The 25436-nt window shown below is 67.2% G+C and carries 21 protein-coding genes and 1 pseudogene; 15 read left to right on the forward strand and 7 right to left on the reverse strand.

What is annotated here, in order from left to right; translation table 11 throughout:
* The first annotated feature begins 285 nt into the window (after positions 1–285).
* The 5 genes from ASF34_RS18890 to ASF34_RS18910 all read left to right on the forward strand — a co-directional run bounded on the left by ASF34_RS18890 (position 286) and on the right by ASF34_RS18910 (position 6439).
* Positions 286–954, forward strand: coding sequence for a GntR family transcriptional regulator (locus ASF34_RS18890; RefSeq protein WP_056163467.1), 669 nt, complete (start codon positions 286–288; stop codon positions 952–954).
* Positions 955–1821: 867 nt separating this feature from the next.
* Positions 1822–2184 carry a hypothetical protein gene (locus ASF34_RS18895; RefSeq protein ID WP_056163470.1) on the forward strand — a complete coding sequence of 121 codons (363 nt, stop codon included), beginning with the start codon at positions 1822–1824 and terminating at the stop codon, positions 2182–2184.
* Positions 2185–2226: 42 nt separating this feature from the next.
* Positions 2227–3627: a PepSY-associated TM helix domain-containing protein gene (locus ASF34_RS18900; RefSeq protein WP_056163473.1), complete on the forward strand. Its 1401-nt coding sequence runs from the start codon at positions 2227–2229 to the stop codon at positions 3625–3627.
* Positions 3628–3652: 25 nt separating this feature from the next.
* Positions 3653–4054, forward strand: a complete 402-nt coding sequence (locus tag ASF34_RS18905) for a hypothetical protein (RefSeq protein ID WP_018043368.1) — start codon at positions 3653–3655, stop codon at positions 4052–4054.
* 63 nt (positions 4055–4117) lie between these two features.
* Positions 4118–6439 carry a TonB-dependent receptor family protein gene (locus ASF34_RS18910; protein ID WP_056163475.1) on the forward strand — a complete coding sequence of 774 codons (2322 nt, stop codon included), beginning with the start codon at positions 4118–4120 and terminating at the stop codon, positions 6437–6439.
* Between the two features lie 80 nt (positions 6440–6519).
* On the opposite strand, the gene ASF34_RS18915 is transcribed toward ASF34_RS18910, so the two are convergent.
* Positions 6520–8739: a TonB-dependent siderophore receptor gene (locus ASF34_RS18915; RefSeq protein ID WP_244479046.1), complete on the reverse strand. Its 2220-nt coding sequence runs from the start codon at positions 8737–8739 to the stop codon at positions 6520–6522.
* 475 nt (positions 8740–9214) lie between these two features.
* On the opposite strand from ASF34_RS18915, the gene ASF34_RS18920 reads away from it, so the two are divergent.
* The 6 genes from ASF34_RS18920 (at position 9215) to ASF34_RS18945 (ending at position 17859) form a co-directional block, all read left to right on the forward strand.
* Positions 9215–10012, forward strand: a complete 798-nt coding sequence (locus ASF34_RS18920; RefSeq protein WP_056146745.1) for a lytic murein transglycosylase — start codon at positions 9215–9217, stop codon at positions 10010–10012.
* Between the two features lie 155 nt (positions 10013–10167).
* Positions 10168–10629: a DUF4126 family protein gene (locus ASF34_RS18925; protein WP_056163481.1), complete on the forward strand. Its 462-nt coding sequence runs from the start codon at positions 10168–10170 to the stop codon at positions 10627–10629.
* 421 nt (positions 10630–11050) lie between these two features.
* Positions 11051–11431: a response regulator gene (locus ASF34_RS18930; RefSeq protein WP_018043373.1), complete on the forward strand. Its 381-nt coding sequence runs from the start codon at positions 11051–11053 to the stop codon at positions 11429–11431.
* Between the two features lie 84 nt (positions 11432–11515).
* Positions 11516–13426, forward strand: a complete 1911-nt coding sequence (locus ASF34_RS18935; RefSeq protein WP_056163484.1) for an AI-2E family transporter — start codon at positions 11516–11518, stop codon at positions 13424–13426.
* 4 nt (positions 13427–13430) lie between these two features.
* The gene (locus ASF34_RS18940) at positions 13431–14819 is read left to right on the forward strand and encodes a pentapeptide repeat-containing protein (protein ID WP_056163726.1); all 1389 of its coding nucleotides are present in this window, start codon (positions 13431–13433) and stop codon (positions 14817–14819) included.
* A gap of 67 nt (positions 14820–14886) precedes the next feature.
* Positions 14887–17859, forward strand: a complete 2973-nt coding sequence (locus ASF34_RS18945) for a response regulator (protein WP_056163487.1) — start codon at positions 14887–14889, stop codon at positions 17857–17859.
* An 18-nt stretch (positions 17860–17877) separates the two neighbouring features.
* Here ASF34_RS18945 and ASF34_RS18950 read toward each other — a convergent pair whose 3' ends face one another.
* The 3 genes from ASF34_RS18950 to ASF34_RS18960 form a co-directional block, all read right to left on the reverse strand.
* Positions 17878–18228, reverse strand: a complete 351-nt coding sequence (locus ASF34_RS18950; RefSeq protein ID WP_244479047.1) for a translation initiation factor 2 — start codon at positions 18226–18228, stop codon at positions 17878–17880.
* A 257-nt stretch (positions 18229–18485) separates the two neighbouring features.
* Positions 18486–18815 carry a hypothetical protein gene (locus ASF34_RS18955; RefSeq protein ID WP_018043378.1) on the reverse strand — a complete coding sequence of 110 codons (330 nt, stop codon included), beginning with the start codon at positions 18813–18815 and terminating at the stop codon, positions 18486–18488.
* 149 nt (positions 18816–18964) lie between these two features.
* Positions 18965–19162 carry an Rmf/CrpP family protein gene (locus tag ASF34_RS18960; RefSeq protein ID WP_056163489.1) on the reverse strand — a complete coding sequence of 66 codons (198 nt, stop codon included), beginning with the start codon at positions 19160–19162 and terminating at the stop codon, positions 18965–18967.
* Positions 19163–19435: 273 nt separating this feature from the next.
* On the opposite strand from ASF34_RS18960, the gene ASF34_RS18965 reads away from it, so the two are divergent.
* Together ASF34_RS18965 and ASF34_RS18970 are read left to right on the forward strand one after the other, a co-directional pair.
* Positions 19436–20374: a glycosyltransferase gene (locus ASF34_RS18965; RefSeq protein ID WP_056163732.1), complete on the forward strand. Its 939-nt coding sequence runs from the start codon at positions 19436–19438 to the stop codon at positions 20372–20374.
* Positions 20375–20407: 33 nt separating this feature from the next.
* The gene (locus tag ASF34_RS18970; RefSeq protein WP_056163492.1) at positions 20408–21502 is read left to right on the forward strand and encodes a rhamnan synthesis F family protein; all 1095 of its coding nucleotides are present in this window, start codon (positions 20408–20410) and stop codon (positions 21500–21502) included.
* 159 nt (positions 21503–21661) lie between these two features.
* Here the strand turns inward: ASF34_RS18970 and ASF34_RS22930 are convergent.
* The 3 genes and pseudogenes from ASF34_RS22930 to ASF34_RS18980 form a co-directional block, all read right to left on the reverse strand.
* Positions 21662–21763 (reverse strand): annotated as a pseudogene (locus tag ASF34_RS22930) (IS5/IS1182 family transposase); the annotation flags it as partial.
* Positions 21764–21873: 110 nt separating this feature from the next.
* Positions 21874–22670, reverse strand: a protein-coding gene (locus ASF34_RS22475) for an IS5 family transposase (RefSeq protein ID WP_443136549.1) whose coding sequence is annotated in 2 segments (ribosomal slippage) — positions 21874–22349 and positions 22349–22670 — 798 coding nt in all. Because the reading frame shifts where the segments join, the coding sequence is not laid out codon by codon here.
* Positions 22667–22939: a hypothetical protein gene (locus ASF34_RS18980; protein ID WP_056163495.1), complete on the reverse strand. Its 273-nt coding sequence runs from the start codon at positions 22937–22939 to the stop codon at positions 22667–22669. The genes ASF34_RS22475 and ASF34_RS18980 overlap by 4 nt, the downstream gene beginning before the upstream one ends.
* A gap of 199 nt (positions 22940–23138) precedes the next feature.
* On the opposite strand from ASF34_RS18980, the gene ASF34_RS18985 reads away from it, so the two are divergent.
* Entirely contained in the window at positions 23139–24671 is a 1533-nt protein-coding gene (locus tag ASF34_RS18985; protein WP_200913340.1) for a sigma 54-interacting transcriptional regulator, read from the forward strand.
* A 210-nt stretch (positions 24672–24881) separates the two neighbouring features.
* A complete protein-coding gene (locus ASF34_RS18990; RefSeq protein WP_056163500.1) occupies positions 24882–25433 on the forward strand; it encodes an OsmC family protein in 552 nt (183 codons plus the stop codon).
* The last annotated feature ends 3 nt before the right edge of the window (positions 25434–25436 follow it).

Here is a 25436-nt window from a genome sequence, read left to right on the forward strand (position 1 = left end):
GTCATCCGGCCCCGCATCGGCGGAGACCGTGGGAACGCGCGGCCAGCGACAAGTCGCGGACCGTCCCGTATCGCGCCATGCGTACCCCGTCCTGAGATCAAGTCAATTCTGGGTATACCGATATGGGTTATCGTCGCTGTAAAGAATACGAGATGGCCGGGTGACAAGGCCTTGGCATTCCCGGCGTGCTAGGAGCATCCCTCTCCCGCTTGACGATCCGCCTCATCTGGGATGAGGGACATCGTAAGGCGGGCCGGCAACGCAAGCGGGGAGGGGACGACGATCATGGACGGCATCGCCGAGGAGCGGGGGCTTCTCTCCGACCTGATCCGCAACGCCCTGACCGACGAGATCGCGGCCGGCACCCTGAGCGCGGGCACGGCCCTGGACGAACAGGATCTCGCCGACCGCTTCGGCGCTTCCCGGACGCCGGTGCGGGAGGCGTTGCGCCAGCTCGCCTTCAACGGGCTCGTGGAGCTGCGGCCCCGCCGGGGCGTCGTCGTCACCCGGATGACGCCGGAGCGGATCATGGACATGTTCGAGGCCACCGCCGAATTCGAGGCGATGTGCGTGCGCCTCGCCACCTACCGGATGACGCCGCTCGAGCGCAGCCACCTCATGGACCTGCATGCCCAGTCGGAGGCGATGGTGGAGGCGGGCGATGTGGACGCCTACGACACGCTGAACCGCGGCTTCCACGAGGCCCTCTACGGCGCCACCCATAACGGCTTCCTGCTGGAACAGGCGCTCGCCTTGCGCACGCGGCTCTCGGGGTTTCGCCGCACGCAGCTGCGCCATGGCGAGCGGATCCGGACCTCGCGCACCGAGCACGGCGAGATCCTGGCCGCCATCGCGGAGGGCGACGGCGACGCCGCCGCGAGGCGCATGCGCGCCCACATGCTCAACGCGGCCAGCGCCATCGGCCATTACATCGCCGAACATGCCGGCGTGTGAGGCGGGCGGGCACGTTGCGCTGGGCAGGATTTGGTTTGAAATATGTTCCCGGCAACGGACTGCGTTCGGCCCACGCCGGTAACCCACGGGTCGCTAGCCATCTCCAAAAAGCGACGGCCATGTCGTCGAGCGCAACACTTTACTTTAAAGCAGGATATTCATTGGTCTAATTAATCAAAATTCAATATACATCCATCAATTAACTCAAATATAGAAATCGAATGACGACTATCATGAAATATTTATACTCAACCATCGGCCTTGCAGTAATCCAGTTGATATGTGCAAATCAAACTTTTGCTTGCCGCGTAATGCGATTGCCTCAGGATAAAATTGCCCTTGGTGGATTTGATGCTGTCGTCGTCGGCCAAGTAACACACATCCGATACACCGGCGAGAAGAAGTCTGACTATCACCCCTGGGAAGGCACGGTCAGCGTGAGGACCGTCATCAGAGGAGATGTAAAACAGGACACGTTCCCGATTTACAGATCGGGATCGAGAGTTGCTTGTGACGACGGGGAACCTGTCCCGCCCGAAGGGCAGCCGTGGGTCTTGTACCTCAGAGGACAAGGATCGATACCACATGTGGTCAACTCATTCCCCCTGACGATTGCGTGCGGAGCCGATCCGGCTCTCCCCAAAGCAGTTTGCGAAGGCTTGCCTCGCAGCAATGTAGAAAAAGTGATTTCGCCAGTTAGATGAGAAATCGAACATTTCTCAAGCGATCGTTCGCTTTAGCTGCCTGCTGCACGAGAACGGACCGGTAAAGAATCACCCAGCCCCTCGCGACCGGAGTGCACACTGAGACACCATCGTTCCACCTGCCACGTTGACGGCGCGAGAACCCGTGCCGTAAGGCCTCATCATGCGGAATCTCTCGCCAAGGACGGCCGGCCTGCGCGCGATCATCGCCATGATCGCGCTCTACGGCCTGTGCCTCCAGGCGTTTCTCGGCACCCTGGCGCCACCGGCCCCTGCGGGATGGGTGAGCGCCCTCTGCGGGCATGACGCGCCGGACGATCCTGCCGATGCGAGCCCGGCCTGCGCGCATGCGTGCTGCACGGCGGCCCATGCGGGACCGCAGGCGCCGGGGCAGGACACGGCCTTCGAAACGGTGGTCTGGCAGGCTCGCCCCGCCCCGCTTGCGCCACGTGCGGACGTGGCGGTCCCCGCCGCGCGGGCACCGCCCGACCAATCCATCGGATCGCGAGGTCCGCCTTCCGCCTGAGAGATCAGACCGTTTCGATCGCTCAGACCCGGATTGACCCCGATGACCCCATCGTCCCAGGGCGGCGCCCCCGCATTTCGCGGGTCCGACGCCATGCGCCTGTCCCGCGACGGCATCTATCGCGCCGTCTGGCGTTGGCACTTCTACGCCGGCCTGCTGTGCCTGCCCTTCCTCGTCCTGCTCTCGACGACCGGCGCGATCTACCTGTTCAAGGACGAGATCAACGCCGCGCTCTTCGCCCACCGGACCGAGGTGGCGGCGCAGAACCGAGCGCCCGTGAGCGCGAGCCGCCTCGTCTACACCGCCTCCGAAGCGGTTCCGGGCGGTGTGCCGGTCTCCTTCACCGGCCCGGCCTCCGCGACCGCCCCCACCCTCGTGACCATGAGGGAGGGCGGCAGCCGGATTCAGGTCTACCTCGACCCCTACAACGCCGACGTCCTCGACGTCGTGGACGCCGAGAGCGACCCGATGATGGTGGTGAAGCGCCTGCACAGCCTCAGCTATTTCGGCACGGTCGCCAACGGCATCGTGGAGGTGGTGGCAGGCTTCGCGATCATCCTCGTCGTCACCGGCACCTATCTGTGGTGGCCGCGCGGGCAAGGGGGCGGGAAGGGGGGTGGTGTCGTCACCGTCCGGGCGAGGCCGTCCAAGCGCGTCTGGTGGCGGGACCTCCACGCGGTGACCGGGCTCGTGGCCGGTGCCGGCCTGTTCTTCCTCGCAATCACCGGCCTGCCCTGGTCGGTCTGGTGGGGCCAGCAGGTCCGCGCCCTATCCAACGAGGCGGGGCTCGGCCAACCGCGCGCCTTGTGGGCGGGGAAGGCGGTGTCCGCCGTGCCGATGAAGGACCGGCTGACTCAGGCAGGCTGGACCATGGAGGACGCACCCATGCCGATCTCGCAACCGGCGGACGCGCCCACCATCGGCCTCGACCGGGCCCTGGCCATCCTCGACGGCCTCGGCATGCCACGGGGCTACGAGGTCGCGCTGCCCGAGGGTCCCACCGGAATCTATGCCGCCGCGATCTACCCGCGCGACGTCGACCGCCAGCGGCTGATCTCCCTCGACCAATATACCGGCGTCCCTCTGGTGGACGTGGCCTTCGCCGATCTCGGCGGCGTCGGGCAGGCGATCCAGTACGGGATCGGCCTGCACAAGGGCGAGTATTGGGGCCGCCTGAACCAGTTGGCGATGCTCGCCTTCTGCCTCGCCACGATCCTGCTCAGCGTCACAGCCGGAACCATGTGGTGGAAACGGCGGCCGGCGGGCGGCCTCGGCGTCCCGCCCTGGCCGCGCGACCGCCGGATCGCCGCCACGGTCACCGCCCTGGTCCTGGGTCTCGGCGCGCTGTTTCCGCTGACCGGCCTCGCCATCCTCGCCATGATCGGGCTCGACCTCGGCATCCAGGCCCTCCGGCGCCAAGCGCGGCGACCGGCGGCGGCCTGATCCGAGCGACGCGGGGACCGCGCCCGTGACCGACCTCATCCGCCAGTTTCGCGCCCTGCGCCTCTGCCTCGGCAGCGGGTTGATCCTGCTCGCCCTGTGGGGACAGGCGATCGCGCCGCTGGCCGGCTTGCGGATCATGGCGGACCACGCCGTACCGGGAGCCTCGGTCGACCCGCTCGCGCTCTCGGCGATCTGCGGTCATGCGGAAGGCTCCCCCGCCATCGGGGATCCGTCTCCCGCCACGCCGGCCTGCAAGGCCTGCCCGCTCTGCGCGGTCGGGCTGTCGAGCCCCCTCGTTCCCCAAGCACCATCGGTGGCGCGGCGCCAGGGATGGCACGCGCTGGCCTGGCCGATCCCGCCGCCATCCGAGCCGGCCCGTCCGCATCGCCCGGCCGGCCAGCCGCGCGCACCGCCGACCGCGTCCTGATCCAGCGCGCGCCGTCTTCCCACGGCGCATCCCCTCTGCCGCGATCCGGAACGAACCCCCTCGATGCCCAGCTCCCGTCCCCCTCATGCCGCCCGCCGCATCGGCGCCCGGCATGCCCTCCTCACCCTCGCCGCCCTGCCGCTCGCGGGCGCCGACGCCCTGGCGCAGGCCGCCGAGGACGGCGTCACCCTGCCGGAACTCTCCGTCGTCGGAGAGCCAGGCCGGAGCGGCTTCGGTGTCGCCTCGCCCCAGGGCTCGGCCCCCAGCGTCATCGAACAGCCCATGGGGCAGGTGGTGACGCAGGTCGGGCGCAGCGGTACGATCGACAACCGCCCCGCCACCGATATCGGCTCTGTCCTCGTCAACAGCCCGGGCGTCACCGTGCGCCAGGGCAACGGCGCGCGCGACGTCGTCATCTCGATCCGGGGCAACAACGCCCGCTCCACCGGCGTCACCAAGAACATGGTGGTCCTGGAGGACGGGTTCATCCTGACGCAGCCGGACGGGGCCTCCCGCTTCGATCTCGTCGATCCGCGCGCCTATTCCCGCATCGACGTGTTCCGCGGGCCGCAATCGGCCCTGTTCGGCAATTACGCCACCGGCGGCGCGCTGGCCTTCCGGACGCGGACCGGCCGCGAGATCGACGGTTACGAGATCGGCACCGAGGCGGGCAGCTTCGGCTATCTCAGCAATTATTTCACCGTCGGCGGCGCCAGCGGTCCGGTGGAGATCAGCCTGTTCGCCAGCGACGCGCGCGGCAACGGCTACCAGGACCATTCCTCCTACGACACCCAGACCATCAACCTGCTGGCGAGCTACACCCCGACCCCGGACAACCGCTTCACCCTGAAGGTGATCAACAACCAGGTGAACGCGGACCTTCCCGCCCGCTCCTCCCTCGACCAGTTCGGCATCAACCCCTACCAGCGCGGCTGCGCGGCGGCGGCCACCGCGGCCCCGGGCTGCACGCTCACGAACCTGCGCATCAACGGGGCCTTCGGCGCCACCGTGCCGGTCACGGCGGACGAGGGCGCCTTCGGGCGCAAGGACCGCCGCACCATCGTGGCGGCCCGCTGGGAACACGACATCGACGCGCAGACCACGTGGCGCACGCAGCTCGGCTTCGACGAGCGAAACTTCAACCAGCCTTTCTATACGTCCTCGTCGCGCGGCTCCTATCCGTCCTGGAACTTCCTCACCGACCTGACCCGGCGCGGCGACCTGTTCGGCCTTCCGGCGGTCGGCTACGTGGCGCTCGCCTACAACACCATCGACAACCACATCACGACCTTCAACCGCGCCCCCTATGGCGGGCCGACCCTCGGCGCGCTGATCGGCGACCAGGAGGCCGTGCAATCGAATCTCGGCGGCCGTGCAAGGACGGAGGTCGCGCTCTCGGACCAGTTGACGGGTGTCCTCGGGATCGCGGCGGAGAACACCACCATCACCGGGCGCAACCTCGCCTACGGCTATTCGGCGGACGGACGGACGACCACCGTGGCCACGACCGACCGCAGCTTCCTCAACGTCGCCCCCGAACTCGCCCTGGTCTACCGGCCGAACGCCGCCTGGGCGTTCCGGGGGCGGGTCGCCACCGGATACACCACGCCGGCGGCGAGCAACCTGTTCATTACGCCCGCCGGTGTTCCGGGCAGCAACACCCAACTCCAGACCCAGGAGAATCTCGGCTTCGACCTCGGCGCCGACTGGACGCCGACGGAGAACCTGCGCCTCAGCCTGACCGGGTTCTACGAGTTCTTCCGCAACGAGCTCGTGTCGCAATCCCCCGGCGCCGGGCTCCTGAGCTACACGTTCAACGCCCCGGCCTCGGAGCATCGCGGCATCGAGTTCGCGGCGGACTGGGCCTTCTCACCCGGATGGCGGGCGGTCGCCGCCTACACGTTCGACGACCAGATCTACACGACATACACCGAGCAACTCAGCGCCGGAGCCTTCACCGAAAGGTTCGACCGCGCCGGCAACGCCATTCCGGGCGTGCCCGCCCATCAGCTCCTCGCCCGCATCGGCTACGACCAGCCGACGGGGCCGCTCGCCGGCCTCGGTGCCTATGTGGAGGCGGTCGTCCAGGACGGGTTCTTCATCGACAACGCCAACCAGTTGAAGGCGCCGGGCTATGCCGTCGTCAATGCCAACGTGCATTACGCGGCCGACCTCCCCGGCGGCTACGCCAAGCGCATCAGCCTCTACGCGGAAGTCCGCAACGTCTTCGACGAGACCTACGTCTCCTCGGCCCAGAACCTCGCGAACTCCCTCAGTTCCACGACCGGCCTGCAGAACGGCGCGGGCGTGCTCGCCACCACCCCGGGCTCGGTCTTCGCCGGGGCACCGCGCAACGTGGTCGCCGGGATGAGGCTGTCCTTCTGACGATGGCGGCGGGCCGGATGCCACATCCGGCCCGCCGCCATCGGGGCCGATCGTGAGATCGGCCTATCGGCGGATTGCCGTCACCACGTCACACGCGCCGTCACCAGGGCCTGGAACGGCTCGCCCACGGCCACCAGCAGGTTGCTGGCCGCCGACGACGTATAATAGGTCTCGTCGAACAGGTTCTTGAGGTTGAGCTGGATCGTCGTGGCCCGACCGTTCACCGCCGTGCGATAGGCCAGGAAGGCATCGCAGACGAGGTAGTGGGGCATGGTGAAGGTGTTGGCGGCATCGCCCGGCCGCTCGCCGATATAGCGGGTGCCGAAGCCGGCCTCGAGGAAACCGGGGCCGAGGCGCAGCGAGCCGAGCTCGCCCTCGCGCGTCACTGCGCCGAACCGGTGGGTGAGGAAGGCGGACGCCGTCACGCGCGGCGTGTTCTGGAGCTCCTTGCCCGCCAGAACCGGGTCCTCGGTCACGAGGGCCTGGGTGAAGCCGTAGCTGCCGATCACCGCCCAATCGGGCAGGATCTGTCCGGCGAAGTCCAGTTCGAACCCGCGCGAACGGGCCTTGCCGGCGGTGGTGGCGATCCGCGCTCCGTCCACCACCTGGGTGACCAGCACGTTCGCCTTCTCGACATCGAACATCGCCCCCGTCACGGTGAGGCCGGGGCCGAGATCGGCCTTCACGCCGACCTCGTAGGCCTCCCCCTCCTCGGGGGCGAGGGAGCCATTGGTCTCCAGATCGGTGACGTTGGGCCGGAACGAGCGGCTGAAGCTGCCATAGAGCGAGAGATCGGGCGTCAGCTTGTAGACGATCCCGGCACGCGGGACCGGCTGCACGCCGTTGATGTCGGTGGTGACCACGGACGGCCGCCCGGCATAGGCGAGCTGATCGTAGATCTGGGCGCTGACACCGGCCACCAAGATGAGCTGGTCGGTGAGGTGGAACGAATCCTGGAGGTAGAGGCTGGTGTTGTTGAGCCGGTCGCGGACGTCGCTGCCCGTGAGCGAAACCTGGTTCGACGGGCCGAGGCGACCATAGACCGGGTCGAAGACGTCGAAACCGCCCTGGTTCGCTCCGCGAATGGTGGTCTTGCGGAAGTAGTCCACCCGCTCGTACATCGCGCCCGCCAGGATGTCGTGCCTCAGGCCGAAGGTGTCGACCCGTCCGGTCAGGTCGAGGCGTGCAACATGGGCGTTGAAGTCGCCGCCCTGCGTTGAATCGGCCCGTCGGGTCAGGAAGCCCGTCTCGGCATTGTACGAGACCGCGCGGACCTGATTGTCGTCGTAGCCGAGATGGCTGAAGCTGTAGCCGAAATGCAGCCGCCAATCGTCGTTGAAGCGATGCTCGATGTCGAGGCTGGCGAGATGGCTGGTGGCGTCCACACGGCTGAAGCGTTCGTCGAAGCGGCGGTCGCGCGGGACCCGCAGGGGCTGGCCGTTGCGCGGATCGAAGATGGCGCCGCGGTCGAACGGGATATTATAATGCGCGAACTCGTAGGCCACCGTCACCTTGGTGTCGTCGCCCTTCCAGGTGAGCGACGGGGCCACGACCTGCCGTTCGATCGCGCCGAAATTGCGCCAGTATTGGTAATCCTGAAAATCCCCGACCACCCGGTAGGCGAGGTTGGTGCCTTCCACCGGCCCGGTCACATCGGCCTGGACGAGGCCGCCGCCGAAGCTCGTCCCGGTGACGCTGAGGGCGCCGTGTGACGTGAATTCGGGACGCTTCGAGACGAGGTTGATGAGACCGCCCGGCTCCGAGATGCCGTAAAGCAGGGAGGCCGGCCCTTTCAGCACCTCCACCTGCTCGATGGCGTAGTTGAAGTTTTGCTGCAGGACCGTGCGGCGGCCGTCCCGCAGGATCGAGCTGTCCCGCGTGGTCCCGAATCCGCGCCGGATCACGCCTTCCTGCGTGCCCCCGAGGCTGTTGGCCTGGGCGGTGCCGCTGACGTTGCGCAAGGCCTCGTCGAGGGACAGCACGCGCTGGTCGCGCAGGACCGTGGCGGGCACCACGGCGATGTTGGCCGGCGTGTCGAGGAGCGAGGTGTCCGACCCGGCCCCGAAACTGGTCCGCCGGGGCTGATACCCGATGGTGCCGCTGCCATCGCCGTCGACGGTGATCTGATCGAGGGACACGGCGATCGGGGAGGCGGCCTGCACCGCCGCCGGGCTGTTCTGGGCCCAGGCCGTGTCCGCGAGGACGAGGGCGGCCCCGCCCCCCAGCAACCATGGCAGGCGATTGGCGGCTCTGCGGTCGAGCCTCGCCGCATGAGGCGGGCATCCTGTTTGGTCTTGCATCGTCGGCTCCCGGAACACTCCGGAAGCACAAGTATTACCAATGATATATGCTGACAATATCCATTATAAACATTGTAATTCTTCTAATTATGCAATTTAATGGTAGATTGTTGGGCAATATTTTTCATCTGAGTGGACAATCCACGAATAATTAAATTTCTGCTACTTGATCTCGCATGCACAATTGCCTGACCATCTAAAGCGTGATGCGACGTGCGCCCGTTCGCGGGGTCCTCGGAGGCGAGCGGGATCGGGCACATCGCGGGTTCGGCAGCGCGTGTAACGCCGCCGGATCGCGTGCCGGCAGCGCACTCGCGAACGGTCAGGGTGGTAACCGTAAGATCACATCTTGCCGGGAACTGGCACGGGCCGCGCCGACACCTCGGCAAGGTTGTAGCCTTCCCATGCGGAACGGCTTAGGGCGATCGGCAAAGCTGGCAGTCTCCCGAGAGCTGCCGCGACGAAGGAGTTTCGGATGACCAGACGCGGCTACAAGGGGGCCATCGCCGCCGCCGCCCTCGGTGCCCTGGCCTGCATGGCCGGCACGGCGCAGGCGGCCCAGTGCGGCAACACGGCCAGCGGTTTCGAGGCGTGGAAGACCCAGTTCGCGCAGGAAGCGAAGGGACGCGCCAGCGCCGCGAGCCTCGCCGCCCTGATGGAGACCTCCTATTCCGGCGCCACCATCTCGGCCGACCGGGGCCAGAAGAGCTTCCGTTTGACCCTCGACCAGTTCCTGGCCAAGCGCGGGGGCCCCACCATCGTCGCCCGCGGCCGCAAGCTGAAGCAGACCAACGCGGCCCTGTTCGACTCGATCGAGCAGCGCTACGGCGTGCCGGCCGGCCCGCTCCTGGCGATCTGGGGCATGGAGACGGGCTTCGGCGCGGTTCGCGGCAACATCAACACGCTCTCCGCCGTGGCGACCCTCGCCTACGATTGCCGCCGCTCGGACTTCTTCACCGACCAGCTCTACGCGGCCCTCACCCTGGTCGATCGCGGCATCCTCAACTCCGGGACCCGCGGCGCCGCCCATGGCGAGGTCGGCCATACCCAGTTCCTGCCCAAGAACGTGCTGACCTACGGCACCGGCGGAAGCCTCGACAGCATTCCGAATGCCCTCAACGCTACCGCGAACTTCCTGAAGGGTCACGGCTGGAAGGCCGGAGCCGGATACCAGCCGGGCGAGCCGAACTTCGCGGCCATCCAGGGATGGAACGCGGCCACCGTCTACCAGAAGGCGATCGCCCAGCTCGGACGCCAGATCGACGGCCAGTGACGGATCACGGGGCCCTGCGGGGCCCCGTTTTCGTTCGGGCCGGGCTTTTCGCGCCGGAGGCCCGCTCGGCGCTGTTTCCGTAACCCCACCTTGACTTGGCCCTTGCCCGGTCGATCTTCCGGCTTCGACGATGGCGTCGCAGCGGGACCTACTCCATGGCCGGGATCGTTCTCGCAGGGTTGATCGGGATGGTGGCGGGTCTGCGGACGTTGACCGCACCGGCGGCAATCGCCTGGGCGGCGCATCTCGGCTGGATCTCCCTCGACGGGAGCTGGCTCGCCTTTCTCGGCTACCGCTCGACGGCCGTCATCCTCACCCTTCTCGCGCTCGCCGAGTTCGTCACGGACACGCTTCCCGCCACGCCGAGCCGCACCGTGCCCGTGCAATTCGCCGCGCGGATCGCGAGCGGCACCCTCTGCGGAGGCGCGATCGGGATCGGCCTGGGACAGCCCGTCGCCGGAGCCCTTGCGGGCGCGGCGGGCGCCGTCATCGGTACGCTGGGCGGCGCATGGGCGAGGGCGCGGATGGCCGCCGCCTTCGGTTCGGACCGGCCCGCCGCCTTCACCGAGGATGCCGTCGCCGTCGTCGCCGCGATCCTCGTCACGAGTGCGCTCTAGCGCCGCCTCCGGGTCTCGCTCCAGGCCCTACCCCTTCGATCCCCCCTGCGTGACGGGCGACAGAATTGTCGTGCTCAAGGACCGGAAGCCCGATTGGTGCGTTGCACTTCGTCACCACGCCTGACACCAGGGCGCTCCGTCGTGCGGAGCGACCATCCGGGGCCGGGCGGGGAGGGGACGATGCCTCTTTGCACCCATCCGCCGAATGCCCGGACCTATCCGGCGCCGGTCTTCGACGGAGGCGGGCAAAGACGTCGTGACAAGGACGTCGTGACAAGGATGTGGCGACCGGGCCGGCAGGCACGGAACGTGATGATCAGAACACGAGCGATCGGATGTGAGGGCTCCCGGCCTGCCGAACGACCGCTCACGCAAACGCAGCCCCGACGAGTCGGGTCGACATGATGCCGGAGTTCCCTTGATGGCCAAGATCCTACTGGTGGAAGATCACGAAGAGATCTGGGACTTCCTCTCCCGCCGTCTCAAGCGACGCGGCTACGACGTCATCCTGGCCCATGACGGCGAGGCCGGCGTGCAGCAGGCGCGTGCCGGACGGCCGGACGTGATCCTCCTCGATATGAACCTGCCCATCCTCGACGGCTGGTCGGCGGCCCGCGCCCTGAAATCCAGCGGCGACACCCGGGACATCCCGATCATCGCGCTCACCGCCCACGCCATGCTCGGCGACCGCGACAAGGCGATCCAGGCCGGCTGCGACGATTACCATCCCAAGCCCATCGACTTCTCCAAGCTCCTCACCCAGATCGGCGCGGCTTTGGGCGGCGCGGAAACGCCGGCCTGACCGCCGGTCCGATCCAGGACTTCGCGCGTCCCGACGGGACGGGGCTTCCACTGACACGCGTCGAGACGAGAAGACCCATCCTCCATGAGTGACGATCCCATCACCGCGCGCCTGATGCGGCAGGCGATGCCGGTGTTCACGATCCTGGCCTCGTGCCTGCTGGTCGTCACCATCGCGTCGATGCTGTATTTCGGCCGCGACATCATCGTGCCCGTGGTCCTGGCGATCCTCCTCAGCTTCGTCCTGGTGCCCGCCGTGCGCGTGCTGAGGCGGGCGATGGTGCCGCGCGCCGCGGCGGCGCCCCTCGTGGTGGTGGCGGCCTTCGCGGCGATCATCGGGGTAGGGCTGCTCATCACCACCGAGGCGGGGCAGCTCGCCTCCGACCTGCCGCGCTACCAGATCACCATCCGCGAGAAGATCGCCTCGGTGAAGGAGGCGACCTCGGGCAGCGGAACCCTGTCGCGCATCGTCGACATGGTGCAGGACCTCGGCGAGGAGTTGCAACCAGCGCCTTCGAAGGACGAAGACCTTCCGGGCCGGTCGGGCAGCCGCGCCAACCCCCTCCACGTTGTGGTCGCGACCCCGCAGGCCGCCCTCGCCACGACGCTCGGCGCCTTCGTCGGGCCGATCCTGCACCCGCTCGCCACAGCGGGCCTGATCCTGCTCTTCACGATCTTCATCCTGCTGCAGCGGGAGGACCTGCGGAACCGCGCCATCCGGCTCGCCGGCTCCGGCGACCTGCGTCGCACCACGGCGGCCATCGACGACGCCACCAGCCGGCTCAGCCGGTTCTTCCTGGCGCAGCTCGCCCTCAACATCGCCTTCGGCGCGGTCATCGGCACCGGCCTCTGGTTCATCGGCGTGCCGAGCCCGATCCTGTTCGGCGTGCTCGCCGCCATCCTGCGCTTCGTGCCCTATATCGGCGGCGCCATTAGCGCCCTGCTGCCCCTGATCCTGGCGGCGGCGGTGGATCCCGGCTGGTCGATGGTCATCGCCACCGCGCTCCTGTTCCTCATCGTCGAGCCCATCGCCGGCCATGTTGTCGAACCGCTGCTCTACGGCCATTCCACCGGCCTCTCGCCGCTGGCGGTCATCCTGGCGGCCACGGTGTGGACCTTCCTCTGGGGACCGATCGGCCTCGTCCTCGCGACGCCGATCACGGTCTGCCTCGTCGTCCTCGGCCGCCACGTGGACCGGCTCTGGTTCCTCGACGTCATCCTCGGCGACCAGCCGGCCCTGGCGCCGCCCGAGATCTTCTACCAGCGCATGCTCGCCGGAGACCCAGCCGAGGCGATCGAGCAGGGCCGGCAGGTGCTGAAGGCGCGGGCGCTGGTGACCTATTACGACGAGGTCGTGCTGGCGGGCCTTCGCCTCGCCCAGGACGACCTCGCCCGCGGAGCCCTCGACCGGTCGCGTCAGAGCGAAGTCGGCGCGGCGATCCGCACCGTGGTCGACAGGCTCAAGCTCGCGCCGATCAAGCGGTCGGGCTCCGCCGGAAATGCCGAGGCGGCGGCGGCCATCGCCGCGGCGGGGCCGGACAGCAGCAGCGCCGGCATCGTCCTGGCGCGGGAAGATCTCGCCGCGAACTGGCGCGGCGCCACCCCGATCCTCTGTGTGTCGAGCCGGGGTCCGTTCGACGAGGCCGCGACCCTGATGCTGAGCCAGATCCTCGGCCGTCATGGTCTGGCCGCCCAGATGACCTCCCTCGCCGACCTGCGCGCCGACAAGCGGCCCGAGCGCGCCGACGAGATCGCGATGATCTGCTTCTCCTATCTCGAACCGGTCAGCCTCTCGCAGATCCGTCTCACCGTCCGCCAGGCCCGCAAGGAACTGCCGGGCGTGAAGGTGCTCGTCGGGTTCTGGCGTGAGCGCGACCCCTCGACCCTCGACCGCCTGCGCCGGACCACCTCCGCCGACGTGCTGGTGACCTCCCTCAACGACGCCCTCGACGCGGCCCTGCGCTATGCCGCGCCGGGGCGGGCGGGACGCGGCTGAGGCCATGGCCGATCGCGATCCCCCCCCCGCCCACGCCGCCACCGAAGGGCTGCTGGCCCGTATCGCGGAAGCGGACGGGCAACCTTTCCGCGCCGATGACGAGCGCCTCGCCTTGTCCGGCCTCCGGGCCGGGCGAGAGGTTCTGCTGGCGCGCATCCCGCCCGGCGAGGCGGCTCCCCCGTGGTGGGACGCCAGGCATCGCGGCCTCGGCCTGTGCCGCGCGCATCTCGACGGAGCCGACCTCGTCGAGGCCGACCTCTCCGGCGCCAACCTGTCCGGCGCCTCCCTGGTCGGAGCGCTGGCCCGCTCCGCCCGTTTCGAAGGCGCCATTCTGGAGGAAGCGAATTTCAGCGAGGCCGATTGCAGCGGCGCGAACTTCACCGGCATCGTCGGCGGCGAGGCGCATTTCTCCGACGCGATGCTAGAGGATGCCGACTTCACGGGCGCGACGATGCGCTTTGCCCGGATGCAGCGCGCTCTTCTCGACGGGGCGACCTTCGCCCGCGCCGATCTCTGGGGGGCCGACTTCACCGGGGCGGATGCCGATTACAGCCGGTTCGACGGCGGCCGCCTCGATGAGGCGAACCTCTCCGACATGAACCTGACCTTCGCCAATTTCGACGGGGCGAGCCTCAAGAAGGCGCGTCTCACCGGCTCGCGCCTGCGCGGCGCCAGCCTCTCGGGCGCCGCCCTCGACGGGGCCGACCTGTCGGGCGCCGACCTGTCCGACACCAACCTCGTGCGCCTCAACCTGATGTCGTGCCGTCTGCGCCATGCGCGATTCTCCGGCGCGCTCCTCACCGGTGTCCGCTTCCGGGTGGACCAGCTCGGCGGCGCGGTGGGCGAGGAGATCGCGGGCGAGTACGAGGCCGCGCAGGCGAGCTATCTCGCCATCGAGCACAACATGAAGAGCATCGGCAGCCATGACGAGGCGAGCTGGGCCTACAAGCGCGGCCGTCGCATGGGCCGGCTCCATGCCGGCGCCGAGGCGCGGGCGGCCTGGTCCCGGCGGACCAGGGCACCCAAAACCTGGAAGCCCGTCCTGCAATCGGGCTATCGCTGGGTCGCCGACCGGTTCGTGGAATGGCTGTGCGATTACGGGGAGAGCCTGTCGCGCATCGCCCGCGCCTTCGTGATCCTGATCTTCGTTTTCGGCGCCCTGTTCGGCATCGCCGGCGGGCTGATCCCCGAGGGCGGCAACGGAAGCGCGACGTACAACCCCCTCGACCTCCTCAGCTACAGCGCCCTCAACATGATGACGGCGAACCCTCCCGAGATCGGCGTCAAGCCGGTCGGGAGGTTCACCAACCTCCTCGTCGGGATCGAGGGCGCCGCCGGCATCATCCTGATGGGCCTGTTCGGCTTCGTCCTGGGCAACCGGCTGCGACGATAGGCACCCGCCGGAAACGCCGTCCCCGCACACCACCGATCCGTCATCGACATCACCGCGAGCCGCACCGATGGACACCCCGACCTCATCCCGCCGCCTCTGGCGCTGGCGCGGCCCCAAGACCGTCCCCACCGCCCTGCAGGGGATTCCGGGCTCCCCCGTGGCCTTCGGCCTGTTCGCGGTCGCCGTGGTCGCCGGCCTCGCCAATTACGTGTTCGCCGAGCGCAGCCGCACGGAAGCCTCCCGCCAGCACGACATCATCACGCTGAACGAGCGCCTGCTCTCGACCATGAAGGACCTCGAGACGGGCATGCGCGGCTACACCCTGACCGGGTTGCCGAACTACCTCACCCCCTACAAGCGCGCGGTCGACACCCTCGACGGACAGATCGGCGAGCTCGACCGGCTGGAATCGGAATCCGCCGATCCGGGAACCGCCCGGCGTCGGGAGCTGCGGACCCTCATCACGGGTGAGCGCGATTTCGCCCGCCGGGTGGTGGAGGCGCGGGATGCCGGCGGCTTCGACGCGGCCGTGACCCTGGTCCAGACCGGGGAGGGCAAGCGGATGATGGACGGCATCCGCGAAGCCACGCGGGTCGGCCAGGACCATGCCCGCGACAGCCTCGCCCGCTCCGAGGCGACGGAATTCTGGCGCGGGCTGATCCTGTCCCTCGTCTGCGCGGCCTCGGGGCTCGCCGCGATGGGACTGCTGGGCCGCATCGCCCTGCTGCGCCGGCGCGACAGCCAGCGCATGACGGCGCTCCTCGATGGGGTTCTGGCCAACGCTCCCGTGGGCCTCGGCTTCCTCGACCAGACCCTGTCGATCCGCCACATGAACCGCGCCCTGGAGACCATGAACGCGCGCGGATTCCAGGCATCCCTCGGCGGCCCGATCTGGGCCGCGATTCCCGAGCTCGAAGACCTGCTCCGTCCGAAATTCGAGGCGGCGCGCGACAATGGCCTGATCACGCCCGATATCGACGTCGCCGTGCCGACCCCGAGTGCGCCGGGCGGCGTCCGCCATCTCCAGATCAGCGTCTATCCGCTGCCAGGCGCGGCGGGCCTCTCCGACGGGACGGTGGACGGCGTCGGTTTCGTCGTCACCGACGAGACCCTCCGCAAGCTCACCGAGGAGCGCACCCGCCAGAGCGAGCAGCGGTTCCGCTCCCTGACCGAGGCCACGTCCTCCATCGTCTGGGCGACCCCGCCGGACGGCGGCTTCGCCGTCGCCCCGTCCGAATGGACCCGCTTCACCGGCCAGAGCCCGACGGAGGCCGCCGGCCACGGCTTCCTCGGCGCGATCCACCCCGACGACCGCGACAAGACGCAACTCGCATGGGACCACGCGGTCTCGAACGTCACGCTCTACGAGATCGAGCACCGCCTGCGCCGGCACGACGGGGTGTGGCGCCACATGGCCGTGCGCGGCGTCCCCATCCTCGACGAGGCGGGGACGGTCCGCGAATGGGTCGGCGCCCATACCGACATCACCGCGCGCAAGGAGGCCGAGCAGGCCCTGGAGGCCGCCAAGGAATCGGCGGAGGAGGCCAACCGCGCGAAAAGTCAGTTCCTGGCCAATATGAGCCACGAGTTGCGCACGCCGCTCTCGGCGGTGATCGGGTATTCCGAGATGCTGCAGGAGGAGATGGAGGATCTCGGCCAGGAGAGCCTGCTCGCCGACATGCGCAAGATCGAGGCGAATGCCCGCCATCTCCTCGGCCTCATCAACGACGTCCTCGACCTCTCGAAGATCGAGGCCGAGCGCATGGAGATCTACGCCGAGGACTTCCCCGTCGCCGAGATGGTGCGCGAGGTCGCCTCCACCGTGGACGCCCTCATCGGGAAGAAGGGCAACGCCCTCGACCTCGACCTCGCCGAGGATCTCGGGCTCGCCCATACCGACCAGACCAAGCTGCGCCAGTGCCTCATCAACCTCCTGAGCAACGCGGCGAAGTTCACCGAGAACGGGCGGATCACCCTCTCGGCCGTGCGCGAGGGCGATCGCGAGGACGCCTGGCTGGTCTTCCACGTGGCCGATACCGGCATCGGGATGAGCCCGGAGCAGCAGGCCAAGCTGTTCGAGCGCTTCACCCAGGCCGATGCCTCGACCACGCGCCGGTTCGGCGGCACCGGCCTCGGCCTCGCCATCACCCGCGCCTTCTCCACCATGCTCGGCGGGCAGATCGACGTGGCGAGCCGCGAAGGGGAGGGCACCACCTTCACGATCCGGATTCCCGCCCGCTACGTCGAGGTGCAGGCCCCCTCCGCGATCGCCCATGACGGACCCGCGACGGCGCCCTCCGCCACCGCCAAGGGGGATCAGGTCCTCATCATCGACGACGATCCGGCGACCCGCGATCTCCTCACCCGCTACCTCGAGAAGGACGGCTTTCGCGTGGCCAGCGCGGCGGACGGACGCGAGGGCCTGGAGCGCGCCCGCGCCCTGCGCCCGCGGGTGATCCTCCTCGACGTGACCATGCCGCGCATGGACGGTTGGTCGGTTCTACGGGCGCTGCGCGCCGATCCCGAACTCGGGGCGACGCCGGTGATCATGGTCACGGTGCTCGACGAGCAGAGCCTCGCCTTCTCGCTGGGCGCCACCGACTACCTGCACAAGCCCATCGAATGGGGACACCTGAAGGAAGCGATGGAGCGCTTCAGGGCCACGGGCTCCGACGGCCCGGTCCTCGTGGTGGACGACGACGCCGACGTGCGCGAGCGGATGACGGCGATGCTCACCCGCGAGGGCTGGCGCGTGACCTCCGCCGAGCACGGCCGGGCCGGGCTGGAGGCGGTGGCGGTGAAGAAGCCCTGCCTCATCCTCCTCGACCTGATGATGCCGGAGATGGACGGGTTCGGCTTCCTCCGCGTCCTGCGGGCGAAACCCGAATGGCGCGACATCCCCGTGGTGGTGCTCACCGCCAAGGACGTCACCGCCGACGACCGCCGGCGTCTGGCCGGTCAGGCCGACCGGGTGCTGCAGAAGGGCCAGCTCAGCCTGTCCGACCTCGCCGACGCCCTCCGCTCCCTGGTCACGTCGTAGGCGGACGGTGCTGCGCCCTCACACGCCGGGCCTGCCACGGTGCCTGCGCTCGCGCTGGGCACTGGGCAGGCTGTCCGGCACCAGGGTGGCCACGACCGGGTTGGGGAAATGGTCGAACGCCGCGCCCGTGGCGGCATCGACGCCAATGCCGATGATGCCGCCGGCAATGACGTTGCCCGCCATACCGGCGGCCCCGGTTCCCACGACTTTGGTGCGCACGGGAATGGTCTCGGGCCGGAAGCCGGGCTTGGCGAAGGTGACGTCGAACTCGTCGGAACGGTCGACATCGAGCGAGCAGGGCGTGGCCGGGCAGGCATAACCTTTGGTGCTGGTCATCATGGCGCCGGCGGGCTCGGTCTGGAACGCCATCTTCTCGGAGGTTCCGCGCGTGATGCTGCCGCACGCTCCCAATCCGAGCACGCCGACACCCACCGCGGCCATTGCCGCAGCCCTGACAATCCGACCCACCATGACGTCCCCCATGCGCCGCATTCTCAGTCGGCGAAAGGTTGTCGCGCGACGGGTCTCGTCCCGCAAGAGTAGTAGCGCGTCCCTTTATTCCCGATACACAGGCATCCGTCGGTAGTTCGAGGCGTGCCTGCCAACGGTGAGATCCCCGCGTCGGTTCAGATCGTCTCGTAGGCAAAAAGAAGCGTAATCGTAGACAGGCCGAGGAGGCCGATGACGAAGCAGATGTCGGCGACACGCTCCAGCCGAAGGGCGAGGGGACGGTCGTCGTCGAGACGCATGGAGAGATACGAAGCCGCCGCACTGACGAGGAACAGGATCGCCGTGAGGGACACGGCCTCGTCCACGTGGCTCGGGCCGATCTGAGCCTCGGCGATCTTCACCAACCCAACGAGCGTCGTGCAGACCCCGATCATCGTTCCCGCCGCGGGCAGGATGTGCTGGGACAGGGCTCGGGCGCCGCCGCCCTTCGGGCTTCGTCCGTTCATGGATGGCTCCGGCGCTTGGAAAAGTTCAGGCCGGATCGACTATCGCATGACGGACACCAGGTCTTCGAGACCTCTTCCCGCGTGGATCAGGGCCCGGCGATGGTGAAGAGGAACCGCCGGCCGGGTGTTCCCGGCCGGACGGCATGCGGTCAGGTCGCCTTTTGCGGATCGACGGTTCCGGTGTCCGTCGCGCTGTCGACGCCGGCGGCCTCATCGAAAGCCTGTATCCAGGCGGCGTGATCGTCGCTGCCTTCGGAATAGGGACAGCTGTCGCGTGTCTTGCCGTAGAGGCGGGCGTTCCGCCCCTTGATGAAGGGGCTGTCGCTCGCGGTGGCGCCGTCGCTCATGGTTCGTCTCCCATCCCGACCGTTTCTGGAACCGGGGAAACGCGACAGCGGGGAGGAGGATCGATGCCACCCTCGCCCTGCGACGAAAAACCCGCCGCGGCATGAGCCGGGCGGGTGAAGGTGGAGTCTCTAAGCCAGATGAGAACGGGCTCGGGCGCCGCGGGTTCCCTCCTCCGCCGCAAGAGGATGGTTTCCGCCACATGACCTCTGCGGCTTGCGTAGGCCTCATCAGAATGGCAGTCCCGCCGACATATGCCGCAACAGGAAGCCGCCTTGTCCGCGCAACCGCAGACGATCGCCGGGATCGTCATCTATCATCCCGACGAGGCGAACCTCCTTCGCCTCGTCGGCGCGCTGGCGCCCGACGTGCGGGAGATCGTGATCTACGCCAATTCCGCCGTCTCCTCGCAGGAGGAGGACCGCCTGCGCGCGGCGGCGCAGGGCACCGACCTCTCCGTGATACGACCCGGCGGCAATCTCGGCCTCGGGGTCGCCTACAACGCGCTCTTGGACCATACCCACCGTCAGGGCGGTGCCTTCCTGTTTCTCCTCGATCAGGACAGCCTGCCTTCCGCGGGCACAATCCCACGCCTCGCCACGATCCACGGGCGCCTGTGCGCGGCAGGCGAGCGCCCCGCCATCGTCGGCCCGCGACCGACGGATTGGTCCGGCAAGCCCTTGAGGGCGCCTCCGGGGGAGGCGAGCGACAGGGACGAGGCGCATGTCACGCGCGTGCAGTTCGTCATCTCCTCGGGCTCCCTCGTGGATTGCGAGGCGGCGCAGATGATCGGCCCCTTCCGCGCGGATTTCTTCATCGACGCCATCGACATCGAGTGGTGCATGCGCGCCAATTACCGCGGCTACTCGATCTGGATGGCGGACGATGTCCTGATGGCGCACGAACTCGGGCGGGGACTGATCCGGCTTCCCTTCGGCCTGCTGCTCACCGACCAGCCGCCGCGACGGCTCTACACCTTCCTGCGCAACCAATTGGCGATGCTCCGCATGCGCCATGTACCTATCGGTCACAAAGCCAAGACGCTGCTTGCCCTCCCTCTGCGCATCGCTGCGTATCTCGTCCATAACCGCTTCTCGCGCGAGACACGGACCGCTCTTTGGCATGGCCTGATCGACGGTGCCCGTGCCAGACTCGACTTGCCGGAGGCCGTGTTCGGAAAGTCGGTGCGTGACGATCCCCTCACACGACACTGAAATCACTCGCGACGCGCAACATCATGACGTTGCGTGACACGGATTCACGTCCTCAGTCAGCAACCGTTCTCTGACGCCATCGTCGCCTCGGGTCTCGATATGTTCAACAACTTATGCCTGTTCGCGCATTTCGACCAAGACGACATTCTCGCAGATTACGTAATCCATTACCTGGAAGCCATCCGGGCTGTAGGCTTCGACATCGTCGTCATCTCCACCTCACATCTGCCCGCGAACGATGTATCGCGTCTCCGATCCGTCGCTCACGATGTCATTCTGCGTGAGAACAAGGGCCACGATTTCGCGTCTTGGGCGCTCGGCATCGAGCGGTACGCGAGCCTTGTCTCCGGACAGCTCATGATTGCAAACGACAGTGTCTACGGCCCGATCGGCGATCTGAGCCAGGCTCTCGCACGCCTGACCAGCGTACGATCGGACGTTTACGGGATCATCGAAAGCAGAGAAATCAAGCGCCACCTGCAAAGCTGGCTCATCATTTTCGAGCCGCACGTACACGACAGCGCCGCCTTCCGAAGCGTATTTAAACAGCCTTTCCACCAAATGACGAAGGCCGAGATTATTCGGGACGGTGAAATCGGCCTGTCGCAGAGCTTGATCTCACACGGCTACAGCATAAGAGCATTGTTCGACGGCAAATTCAGGAACGGGCAAAGCCTGAAAATCTCGTCGAACGCCAGTCATTTTTTATGGCGCGAACTTATCGAGATCGAGGAGATACCTTTTCTCAAGGTTGAACTTCTTCGCGTAAACCCGTGCCGGATCGCTTCGATTTCCAAATGGAACGATGTTGTCACGGCCAAGCTGCCCGAACTGGCAGCGATGATCGAAAGCCATCTTGCCCGCACCTCGAAGGGTCGGACGAACGATGTTGAATCCCTCCATCGCCTACCGGCCCTCCCCAATGATTTACAAATTTTCGTGGGGCGAGACTATGACTACGCAACCACAGGACGCAAGGTCGCAAGTTGGGTCAATCTGGCTTACTCTCGGTTCCATGGACTGAAACGCCTGCTCCTGCGTCAGTTTTATTATAATTCAGTGCCTCTCCGTCATGTTTTTGCGAGATCGAAGCAACGGTCTTTTCCGCGCGACGGCGGTCTACCGTAGGATCGCCAAACAGAACGTCACCGTGGGCATCGGCGTATGGGCGCGCCAGAACACGGCGTGATGGAGCGACTTGACGGAGCCGGTCAGCGCGACGTGGAGGAAACCCATAACCCGGCGGCGGCCGTCATGGTCGGTTTTCGCCGCCGGGCTTAAGAGCGCCTAACAGAACCGTTTGATCTGGTTGAGAGTGATGAGACTGGTCGCGAGGCTCGTGAAGGCCTCGTAGATGTCGCTGCGTCGCTCGTAGCGGACGGGTAGGCGGCATTGTACGATCTCATAGCCAACAGCCGCTTCGTGCTATTCGGGCGGAAAGACGTCTGTCATAGGCCCGCCCCCCGAGAGAAGCAACCGCCCGCGATGGCTAAGAGCGCCTAACAGAACCGTTTGATCTGGTTGAGAGTGATGAGACTGGTCGCGAGGCTCGTGAAGGCCTCGTAGATGTCGCTGCGTCGCTCGTAGCGGACGGGTAGGCGGCGGAAGCGGTTGAACCACGCGTGGGTACGCTCGACGACCCAACGATGCCGACCGAGTTTCTCGCTGCTTTCGATACCCTTCCGCGCGATGCGCGGGACGATCCCCCGYGCCCGGCACTCCTGTCGGCGGGGTCGGGCATCGTAGGCCTTGTCGGCGTGCAGCTTGTCCGGACGGCGTCGCGGTCGCCCTCGTCGGCCACTCCGCAGAGGCGGAATGGCATCGAGGGTGGCCGCCATCATGACGGTGTCGTGTCGGTTGGCCCCGCTCAGGCAGAAGCCGAGCGGCGTGCCGCGCGCGTCGGTGACGAGGTGGCGCTTTGTGCCCGGCTTGCCCCGGTCCGTCGGGTTCGGGCCGGTGGCAGGCCCCCTTTTTTAGCCGGGACAGACGCGCTGTCCARGCAAGCCCGGTTCCAGTCGATCTCACCCGCTGCGTGCAGGCGCTCCAGCAGCACGTGATGCAGGCGGCTCCATACGSCCGCCGCTTGCCAATCCCGCAGCCGCCGCCAGCAACTCATGCCGGAGCCGCAGCCCATCTCGGCCGGCAGCATCTCCCATGGCAGACCCGAGCGCAGCACGAACAGGATGCCCGTCAGTGCGGCCCGATTCTCGATCGGACGACGCCCGCCCTWAGTATGCCGAGCCCCGCAATTTCGACCTGGGGGTCCAAGGGAGGTCCACGACCTCGACGCTCTCACCCGACATCCGGCACCGTTATCAGCTTGATGGCATTCGTGCGGATGACCGGACCGAATGCTCCTTCATCCAGCGCGGAGCCCAACCGTTCCGCCAGTGGGCTGTGCAGGCGTGAACATAGCGCGAGGCAGAGGTTATCAATCGTGACCGTTCTGCCGTCGATGAGCCCCTCCGACAACGTATCGCCGTCGCCCGTGAGACCGACCAGCGGAGCGGGCTCGATCTCGATGCCCCATTGGACGAGTCGGGCACACGTTGCCTTGTTGGGCATGTCCCCGGCGTTCAGGTAGAAAGTCGTCGGACCCCACTTGGCGATCAGGAATGCTTGGCGATCAGGAATGCTTGGTGAGCGGACAGTTTGCACGAAGCTTGCTGTCTGTCGGGGCCTTGAATGCGAAAATGAGGCTCACTGAGTGAGCGATGGACGTGTGAGCAAGATTGCATCCAGTGCGCATTGGCGTACCCAGGAAATGTTCCTGCTTCAAGAAGTCATGAACCTGATCGGCAAAGGTATCCGCCTCGATCAGGTCGCACGAGAAATGTTGCATCTGCTGTCCGAGATCGTCGGGCTCAACCGCGGACGCATCGTCCTGCAAGACCCGGACGGGGAAGGCTATCGGATCGCCCACTCCTATGGCCTGACCTGCGAGGAGGTCGACCGGGGCAGATACGCACCGGGCGAAGGCATCACCGGGCGCGTCATCCAGGACGGCCATCTCATAATCGTCCAGGACATCGACAAGGATCCGACCTTCCTCGGGCGGGCCGTGGAACGGACCACGCTACCGCAAGGTGCCGTCTCGTTCCTGGCGCTTCCGATCCGGGTCGACCAGAGAACGGTGGGTGCCATCGCGTGTCACCGGATCCGCCACCGTGAGCGGGCGCTCTCCGACGATCTCACCATCCTGCGCATCATCGCTACGTTGATCGGTCAGCTGCTGACCCTAAACGAGCGCGTCGAGCAGAAGACGCGCGCGCTCGAGGAACACAACGACATGCTGGCGCGTGAGCTTCGCATCAAGCGGGCTCGCTACGGCATCATCGGCACGTCGCCGGCGCTCCTGCGCGCCCTTGCTCAGGTCGAGAAGGTTGCGAACGCGACGGCGAGCGTCCTGCTGCTCGGCGATTCGGGAACCGGCAAGGAACTGTTCGCGCGAGCGCTCCATCTCGCCAGCCCGCGGCGGGGCAAGCCCTTCATCAAGGTCAATTGCGCGGCCATTCCCGAAACCCTCTTCGAATCCGAGCTGTTCGGCCACGAGCGCGGCGCGTTCACCGGCGCGGTCGAGGCACGCGCGGGTTGGTTCGAGCAGGCGAGCGATGGCACCATCTTCCTCGATGAGATCGGCGAGATGCCCGCCCTCCTCCAGACCAAGCTGTTGCGGACCCTCCAGGAGGGCACCGTCGTGCGCCTCGGCGGCAAGCGCGAGATCCGGGTCGACATGCGCCTCGTGGCTGCCACGAACCGGGATCTCGCGGGAGACGTGGCGCAGGGCCGCTTCCGCGAAGACCTGTTCTACCGCCTCAACGTCATCCCGATCACGCTGCCGCCGCTCGCGGAGCGACGGGGCGATATTCCCGATCTCGTGCTGCATTTCCTGACGCGGGCGAACCAGGAGAACCAGCGGAACGTCAACCTGACACAGGCCGCGATCGCGCATCTCGCTCGCCAGCAATGGCCGGGCAACATCCGGCAGCTCGCGAATTTCATCGAGCGAACGGTGCTGCTGTCGAGTGAGGGCGTGCTCGATGTGGACGGCCTGCGGCCGATGCTCGGAGACGCCGCCCGGACGTCGATTGCCCTCCCCGGCTTTACGGCAAGGGACTCCCCGGCAGCCGCGATGGCGACGATCCGCCCCTATCTGTCGGCCGACTCGCATGGACACGAGCAATTGCGCCTTGCGCTCGCCCAGGCCGGGGGGAACAAGACCCGCGCCGCGCAGAGACTCGGCCTCACCGAGCGCCAGTTCTCCTACCGATGGAGGAAGCTCCAGACCACGCCCTGAGGCAGACTGACAAAGTTCGACAATGTCGACATAGTGTCGACATTTGACGGGGCCGGACTGGGACGACCGGCCAAGATACCCACTAAGATACTGTCGCATAATGTTTTTTTAAAAATCCGAGAGCGCGGTCGCCTTGGCATCGGCCTTGCGCATCTCTCCTCGAGCCGGCCCCGAAAACGCGTGGGGCACGTGCAGCCAGAGGAGCCACCCATGAGCGCCAGCGCCGCCCCGACGACCCTCACGACCTACCTGCGTCCGATCGATCGCGACGGCCTCGCCAAGTTCGCCGAGAAGGGCCGCGCCAATCCCGCTTCACGCGGGACAAACAAGGTCCACACCGTCGTCGACGGCCAGTATCGAACCCTCAGCTATGTCGGCAATCACCAGCCGGTCGTCGTCGACGAGCCGTTGCACCTGTTCGGTGAGGATACCGCCCCGGCACCCGGCGAGATCGTGCTGTCGGCGCTGGGCGGCTGCCTTGCCGTCGGCATCACCGCCGTGGCGACGTGGAAGCAGGTGCGCCTGTCGCGCCTCGAACTCCACATCGAGGGCGACATCGGAAACCCGGCTGCCTGGGGCGCGGGCGGTGCCGAGAAGAAGCCGGAGGAGATGGGCTTCCAGGCGATCCGCGTCGCCGTGACCATCGAAGGCGACGCGACACGCGAGGAGCTCGACGAGATCGTGCGCCACGCGAATGTCTATTCGCCGGTCGCCAACTCCATGCGCAACCCGATCCCCTTCGACATCGGCTTGGCCGACTGAAGC

This window comes from Methylobacterium sp. Leaf106, from assembly GCF_001422895.1.
Lineage (GTDB): Bacteria > Pseudomonadota > Alphaproteobacteria > Rhizobiales > Beijerinckiaceae > Methylobacterium > Methylobacterium bullatum.